This window comes from Collinsella aerofaciens (assembly GCF_015556945.1).
Taxonomy (GTDB): domain Bacteria; phylum Actinomycetota; class Coriobacteriia; order Coriobacteriales; family Coriobacteriaceae; genus Collinsella; species Collinsella aerofaciens_AO.
The window spans coordinates 23,172-30,175 of record NZ_JADNNH010000029.1 but is presented as its reverse complement, the minus strand read 5'-3'; the positions used below and the strand labels follow the sequence as shown (position 1 = coordinate 30,175).

The window sequence follows — 7,004 nt, the reverse complement described above, 5'->3', positions numbered from 1 at the left end:
CTTTCGGGTTCACCATCCATGATGGGGCGCGTTTCTAACGAAGCCGTAACGGCCGTTGGGCTCTTTTGGCGCCAGCCAATCTCGACCCGCACGCATTTGCTTAAAGCAACAACTTTCCCGATCGATGTAATCACCGAATCAAAACGTGTACACCAGCCACCAAAGATGCCGAAAAATGTCGCTTTTGGAGGCTGATGTACACAAATGCAGAATCCAGCGCAGCCCAGAGGCGCCCTCCACATGTCTGGACTCTCTATGCTTACGCTGGATAGACATCGCCGGAACGGGTATAGTATCGAAAGTTTTGTCGTTAACCAGCGGGGGAGTCCTGTGGGCATCAAAAAGAAGATCAAAAAGGAGCTTATCGGCACTTCCGATTACCCGTCGAATAAGATCTTTACGATCTCCAATTTCATCACCTTTACGCGCCTGATCCTCACCCTGGTATTTCTGTACCTGTTTGTGACGGACAACAACCGCGTCATCGCCATCGTTATCTACGCCGTTGCCGCCTCCACCGACTGGATGGACGGTCAGATCGCTCGCATGACTAAGACGGTCTCATGGCTCGGCAAGGTCATGGATCCCATTTGCGACCGTGCGCTGCTGTTCACCGGCGTCTTGGGGCTGGTGGTCCGCGGAGAGCTGCCCATCTGGGTCTGCGTGCTCATTATTGGCCGCGACATCTATCTGGGCATCGGCACGCTTATCGTGCGCCATTATCACCGTCGCCCCATCGATGTTGTCTTCCCCGGAAAGATTGCCACAGCGCTGCTCATGACCGGCTTCTCGCTCATGCTGCTCGGGTTCCCCGTTATTGACGGCCTGCATCTTTTACCTTCAGCCCTTACGGCCTTCCCGGGCCTCAACGGAAGCTCGATGCCCCTCGGCATCTTCTTTGTGTACGGCGGCGTGATCTTCTCCATGCTCACCGCTGTCATCTACTCCATTAAGGGCGGAGCGGCCATTAAACAGGCTCTCACGCATCCCGAGGACGAGGACATCGACTTTCTGAACCCTGAAATCGAAGACTGATTCGTTGGGGTATGATTACGTACGGTTCATTATTTGCGGCACGTCCGCGATAAGTTAGGGGTTGTCATGGACAACATGGTTAACAATATGCCTCAGAATGATAAGACTGCTGACGCTACCTGCGTATTCCGCGTGCCTTCAAGCGACGTCACCGTTCCCGACCTCATGGCCAACGTGCGCATCACCGCCCCCGTTCTGTCCATCGTCAAGGGTCCGCAGACTGGTGCCGCTTTTGAGCTCGAGGATGACGTGACCACCATTGGCCGCGATCCCGCGAACGGCATCTTCCTCAATGACATGACCGTTTCGCGCAGCCACGCGCGCATTATTCGCGAGGGCCTCGGCGCTCGCATCGAGGACTTGGGCTCGCTCAATGGCACCTGGGTCGACGGTGCCATCGTCAATGCAGCCCCGCTGCACGACGGTTCTTCCGTCCAGATCGGTACGTTTACGCTCATCTACCACGAGAGCACGCCGGAGCGCATCGAAACCGGTGAGTAGGGCATGGCCGAACGCAACTATCTGAGTATCGGCCAAGTCGTCAACCTACTTCGAGGCGCATACCCCGATCTTTCGAACTCAAAAATTAGATTTCTAGAGGATGAGGGGCTCATTACCCCTCATCGTACGCCTAAGGGATACCGTCAGTACTCCAAGGAGGACGTTGATCGCCTGGAGGTCATTCTGCACCTGCAGAAGACCCGCTATATGCCACTCAACGTGATTAAGCAGCGCTTGGAAAACGCCACGGACCTGTCAACGCTCGCTTACGAGGTGGGCTTGCTGTCCGATGCTCCGCTCAAGACGGAGCCCAAGGAGACTAAGCGAAAGCTGCATCCTATCGAGACCATTCCCGATATGCTGGGCGTCGAGATTTCGTTTATCCGCTCGCTCGCCGAGAACGACCTCATTCGCATCATCAAGAGTCCGCAAAATCGTGAGCTCGTCGATGGTCGCGATTTCCCGATCATCCGCTACTGCTCCGAGCTGTCACGCTTCCATATCGAGCCGCGCAACCTGCGTCAGTACGTGTCTTCCGCCAACCGCGAGTCCTCGATGTTTGAGCAGGTGCTCGTGAGCATGCTCGGCATGGACACCTCCGATGACGAGCGCGACGCCAAGCTCGAGCGTGCGTTTAAGAAGCTTCACGACCTGACGGAGGGCGTGCACACCGCGCTGCTCAAGAACCGCGTTTTTGAGTCGCTCAACGCCGTGGTCGAGGACGCCGACATCGATGCACTCGATGAGGAAATCACTCGCTCCGAGTCAACCAAGGCCAAAAACGAAGAGATAGGCGCGCCGGCTTCGCACGAGGATTCCCTCGTAAAGCCGCTCAAGGTCGTCACCCCTTCGCAATCCGGCACCGCCACCGCGGGCAAATAACAGCTGCCGCTTATCCGGCAACCCATTGAAAGGTCATGCAATGTACGACTTCGAATCTCAAATCGTCGACATCCCCGACTATCCCGAGCCCGGAGTCATCTTTAAAGACATCACGCCGCTCTTTGGCAATCCCGAGGCGCTCAAAGCCATGACCGATGCCCTCGCCGAGCACTTTGCCGGCATGGGAATCACCAAGGTCGTGGGTCCCGAGGCTCGCGGCTTTATGGTTGGCGTACCGGTGGCTGTAGCCCTTGGCGCCGGCTTTGTTCCCGCACGTAAACCTGGCAAGCTACCACGCGAGACCGTAAGTCAGAGCTACGAGCTCGAGTACGGCACCGATTCAATTGAGATCCATGCCGACGCTATCAGCTCTAAAGATACCGTGTTGATTCTGGACGACTTGGTCGCGACGGGCGGAACCGTCGAGGCAACAGGTAAACTGGTGCGAGATATGGGCGCAAAGCTTGTCGGTTACGGTTGTATCCTTGAGCTTGCGTTTCTCAACCCGCGCGAGAAGCTCACACCGTCTAATGACGATGTGGAGCTCTTTAGCCTGGTGACGGTGGACTAGCCGTTACCCTTAGTTACTGGAAAGGAAGCTACATGCGCACAGCAAACACGCACAAAAACATGGCACGCTGCGCTGCTACGGCAACCCTCGCTTGTGTTTTGGGCTTGGGCCTCGCGGCTCCTGCCTACGCCGATACCGCATCCGACCTTGCCGCTGCTCGTACGAAGCTCGAGCAGATCGGTACCCAAACTCAGCAGATTTACGATGAGCTCGCCACGCAGACGCAGGCGCTCGATCAGACTGCTGGCGAGATCACGCAAAAGCAGCAGGAGATCGCCGATGGTCAGGCCAAGCTCTCGACCTATGTCGCCGGCGAGTACAAAACCGGCGGTCTGAGCCTGCTTCAGGTTCTGACGGGCGTCGATGACCTGAGCGATATGCTCAACCGTCTGTTCTACTACGGCAAAGTTTCCGATAAGCAGGCTCAGACCATTCAAGAGGTCAAGGAGCTCAAACAGCAGCTCACCGATAAGCAGGCCGAGCAGGAAAAGAACGTCGCCACCACGCAAAAGAAGGTCGACGAGCTTAACGCCCAGCAGGCTGAAGCACAGAACGTCGTAAACTCTCTGGATTCACAGCTGCAGGCTGAGCTTGCCGCTGAGGCCGAGGCCAACGCCGCGCTGCAGGCCGGCATCAACGCCAGTACCGCCGAGAAGGCCACGGTGAGCAACGAGACTGCCGGTGCGACCGAGAACACCAACAACGGTGGCCAGACCAGCAATAACAACAACCAGGGCGGCAACACTCCGGCTCCTACGCCGGCACCTGCTCCGACACCGCAGCCCTCCACGCCTGCCCCGGCTCCGACGCCTTCTGCTCCGAGCCAGTCCGTCGATGGCGGTTCTGTTGTCTCGCGTGCATACAGCAAGCTTGGTTGCGCCTATTCTTGGGGCGGAATTGGCCCGAACAGTTTCGACTGCTCTGGTTTTGTTAGCTATTGCCTCACTGGTCGCTATTGCCGCCTGGGCACCACGGGCACCTTTATGGGCTGGACGCGTGTGTCCGATCCGCAGCCCGGTGACGTTGTGGTCAACTCGTACCACACCGGCATTTACATCGGTGGTGGTCAGATGATTCATGCTTCCGACTACAACACGGGTGTTATCATCAGCTCCGTTGCCGCCGGCATGAACAACAACTACATTTTCGTGCGCTACTAAGTATTCAGATAAAGCAAACGGATATGGACCTCGTGGCTTTGAGTCATGGGGTCCATTCTTTTGCCTTTAGTGCAGTCCGCTATCTAGTTTTGAATACTAGATAGCGGCCCAATCGGTCTGCAAGATGGCTATAATTGAATGGGAACGATTAGAAAGGACCCTCTATGAGCTGGGCACTTATCTCCGATTCAAGCTGCAACCTCCGCGATTGGCAACCGATCGCACCCCATACCACCTTTGCATTTGCTCCCCTCAAAATTCGAGTGGGGGAGCGTGAATTCGTCGATGACCTTTCGCTCGATGTTCATGAGCTCAACTGCGCTGTTCAGGCGGAGACGAATGCCTCTTCGAGCGCTTGTCCCAGCGTGGGGGAGTGGGCCGAGCTCTTCAAATTGGCAGACAAGACCATCTGCATGCCGATCTCTGAGGGCGTGTCGGGCAGCTACAACGCGGCAGCCACGGCTCGCGATATGGTTCTTGCCGAGGAGCCCGACCGACAGATTCATCTAGTCAATTCACGCGCAGCTGGCGGCAAAATGGACCTCATTTTCTTGCTGTTCGACCGCTATCTTGCAAGCAATCCGAATGTCTCATTCGAGGATGCTTGCGCATACTTCGATAGCCTTGAACAGAACAGCAAAATCCTCTTCAGTTTGTGCAATTACGAAAACCTCGCCAAAGCCGGACGTATCCCTAAGGCAGCCGGCGTCATTGCCAACAAGCTCAATATCCGCATTTTGGGCACGGCGAGTGAGGCCGGTAAAATCGAACTCGTCGGGCACACGCGTGGCGAAAAGAAGATGCTCAACAAGATCATCGACACTATGGAAGCCGAGGGCTTTACGGGCGGTGAGGTCATCATCGATCACGTTGAGAACGAAGCTGGAGCCCAGGCGCTTACTGATCGCATAGTCGAACATTGGCCCGGCTCCAAGACCATCATCATGCCCTGCAACGGCCTGGATTCCTATTACGCCGAGATGCACGGCCTAATCATCGGCTACGGCATGGGCGTAGCTTCGGGCAAATAAAGTCCAACCAAGCAAAAAAACGGGCGGGACAAAGCGACAGATGGCTCTTTGTCCCGCCCGTTTTATACGTCGGCTAGCTATTAAACCCGTTGAACTTGAGATAGCTCATCAAGTAAGCCTTCGAAACGAAGGATGAAACCGCGCTGCGCACAAGCAGCGACTCACGCGTTACCTGATGCGCCGTATCGGGAACCGGCGTCTGCTCGACGGAAAACGCCGAACGAATCGATGCCTCGAGCTGATCGACCACATAATCAAAGGCCGTCGGGGCATCGTAGCTCAAACGCTGAATGTTAAAGAGTGCCTGCACCGCAGCAATAGGTAGCACCTGCTTAAAGATGCAGATAGCGATCAGGCGGGCAATCTGCTCGCGGCCATATTGCTTTTTGACCGGAGCAGGCACCAGGCCGACCTTCACGTAGTTATTGATCATCGATGGCGTAATGACAGGCTGCTCAACGCAAATGGACAGCGGCTCCATCCACAGCGCAACATACTCAATAACCTGGTCGCGGTAGAGCGTCACATTGGGCAACTGGTTATAGCGCGGCAGACTCAACGTATTAAGTTTGCGCACGATATCGGACTGAATAAATGCATCGGGCAGCACAGTGGGCTGAATATCCTCAGGCTTAATGCTGACCGATGTATCGGACATCGGGATAACGCGTTTGGCGTGGTTCATAAGGATCCTCCGTTCATTAGCTATATTGTATTCTAGGTTATCTAGTTTTGCATACCATATAGCCGGCAAGTAAAAGTGGTTGGACAGCACATTGATGCACCGTCCAACCACTTTGTTTTAAAGATAGCAACCTTACATAAGATATATTATCGTACTTATCAGCGTAGAAAAGCGTATGCGCTGGTAGCCGCTATGGCTCCGTCCGAAACGGCGGTCACAACTTGACGTAAACGCTTGGAGCGGATATCGCCGGCGGCAAATAAGCCAGGTGTGCGGGTGGCCATCGATTCGTCGGTCACAATACCGCCGTCGGGCGCCAGATCTACCAGATGCTCTACAAGCTCAGTATGGGGCTGCGTGCCAGCAAAGACAAAAATGCCAAACGAACCAGGATCAAAGGACTCGGCGTGCATTTCACTAGTCGCATTGTCCTTAAACGTGATTGTCGTGGGCATCGCCTCACCAGAAAGCTCAACAATACTAGTTTGGTACCTAACTGAAATATTATCTTTTGCGAGTACCTTTTGAACCACGCCATCGGGGGCACGGAACTGATCGCGGCGCAAGACGATAGTCACGCTGCTGGCGATTTCTGACAAGAACAGGGCTTCCTCGCAGGCAGCATTACCGCCACCGATGACAAAGACCTGTTTACCGCGAAAGAACATGCCATCGCACGTCGCGCAATAAGAAACGCCACGACCGCGATACGTATCCTCGCCAACAAAACCAGCAGATCGCGGCGTGGCACCCATGCAAGCGATAACGCTCGAGGCCAGCGTATCGCCCATATCGTGATGCACCGTAAACAGCGCCGCATCCGCATCGTAATCGATACCCGTAACCATGCTCCATGCAACCTGTGCTCCCAGGCCCTCTGCATGTTGCTGAAACCGCTCGCCGAGTTCGGCGCCACTCAAGAGCGGAATGCCCGGATAGTTCTCGACCTCATTGGTTGTGGCGATCTGTCCTCCCGACATGCCCTGTTCAATCACAGTCGTCGTGAGGTTGGCGCGCGCCGCATAAATGGCTGCGGCATAGCCCGCAGGGCCGCCGCCGATAATAGCAACATCGATCGGCTGATGGGTAGTCATGAAGAGACCTCCTGTCGAAAGATTGGCGTTCTTTGCGCTCATACC

At 55.4% G+C, this 7,004-nt stretch carries 9 protein-coding genes; 7 read left to right on the top strand and 2 right to left on the bottom strand.

From position 1 onward, the window contains the following. The 7 genes from I2F59_RS09935 to I2F59_RS08305 all read left to right on the top strand — a co-directional run. The coding region (locus tag I2F59_RS09935; RefSeq protein WP_229065410.1) for a hypothetical protein at positions 1–195 on the top strand (195 nt) is incomplete at its 5' end. Positions 196–330: 135 nt separating this feature from the next. After that, positions 331–1,035, top strand: a complete 705-nt coding sequence (locus I2F59_RS08330; protein WP_138374202.1) for a CDP-alcohol phosphatidyltransferase family protein — start codon at positions 331–333, stop codon at positions 1,033–1,035. A 66-nt stretch (positions 1,036–1,101) separates the two neighbouring features. Further along, complete coding sequence (locus tag I2F59_RS08325) at positions 1,102–1,536, top strand: FHA domain-containing protein (protein WP_006236002.1); 435 nt, start codon at positions 1,102–1,104, stop codon at positions 1,534–1,536. Positions 1,537–1,539: 3 nt separating this feature from the next. Continuing rightward, positions 1,540–2,418 (top strand): transcriptional regulator FtsR, encoded by an 879-nt coding sequence (gene ftsR / locus I2F59_RS08320; protein WP_195503850.1) that lies wholly within the window; start codon positions 1,540–1,542, stop codon positions 2,416–2,418. Positions 2,419–2,458: 40 nt separating this feature from the next. After that, positions 2,459–2,989, top strand: coding sequence for an adenine phosphoribosyltransferase (locus I2F59_RS08315; RefSeq protein ID WP_118227237.1), 531 nt, complete (start codon positions 2,459–2,461; stop codon positions 2,987–2,989). Positions 2,990–3,021: 32 nt separating this feature from the next. Next, positions 3,022–4,149, top strand: coding sequence for a coiled-coil domain-containing protein (locus I2F59_RS08310; protein ID WP_138374201.1), 1,128 nt, complete (start codon positions 3,022–3,024; stop codon positions 4,147–4,149). A 164-nt stretch (positions 4,150–4,313) separates the two neighbouring features. Continuing rightward, a complete protein-coding gene (locus I2F59_RS08305; RefSeq protein WP_195503849.1) occupies positions 4,314–5,180 on the top strand; it encodes a DegV family protein in 867 nt (288 codons plus the stop codon). A gap of 73 nt (positions 5,181–5,253) precedes the next feature. Here I2F59_RS08305 and I2F59_RS08300 read toward each other — a convergent pair whose 3' ends face one another. Together I2F59_RS08300 and I2F59_RS08295 are read right to left on the bottom strand one after the other, a co-directional pair. Beyond that, positions 5,254–5,865, bottom strand: coding sequence for a DUF1836 domain-containing protein (locus tag I2F59_RS08300; RefSeq protein ID WP_171021459.1), 612 nt, complete (start codon positions 5,863–5,865; stop codon positions 5,254–5,256). Positions 5,866–6,023: 158 nt separating this feature from the next. After that, complete coding sequence (locus I2F59_RS08295; RefSeq protein ID WP_195503848.1) at positions 6,024–6,959, bottom strand: NAD(P)/FAD-dependent oxidoreductase; 936 nt, start codon at positions 6,957–6,959, stop codon at positions 6,024–6,026. Positions 6,960–7,004: the final 45 nt, after the last annotated feature.

Coding starts and splice junctions, on each gene's coding strand:
- I2F59_RS08325 (WP_006236002.1), top strand. CDS start 1,102: ATGGACAACATGGTTAACAATATGCCTCAGAATGATAAGACTGCTGAC.
- ftsR (WP_195503850.1), top strand. CDS start 1,540: ATGGCCGAACGCAACTATCTGAGTATCGGCCAAGTCGTCAACCTACTT.
- I2F59_RS08315 (WP_118227237.1), top strand. CDS start 2,459: ATGTACGACTTCGAATCTCAAATCGTCGACATCCCCGACTATCCCGAG.
- I2F59_RS08310 (WP_138374201.1), top strand. CDS start 3,022: ATGCGCACAGCAAACACGCACAAAAACATGGCACGCTGCGCTGCTACG.
- I2F59_RS08305 (WP_195503849.1), top strand. CDS start 4,314: ATGAGCTGGGCACTTATCTCCGATTCAAGCTGCAACCTCCGCGATTGG.
- I2F59_RS08300 (WP_171021459.1), bottom strand. CDS start 5,865: ATGAACCACGCCAAACGCGTTATCCCGATGTCCGATACATCGGTCAGC.
- I2F59_RS08295 (WP_195503848.1), bottom strand. CDS start 6,959: ATGACTACCCATCAGCCGATCGATGTTGCTATTATCGGCGGCGGCCCT.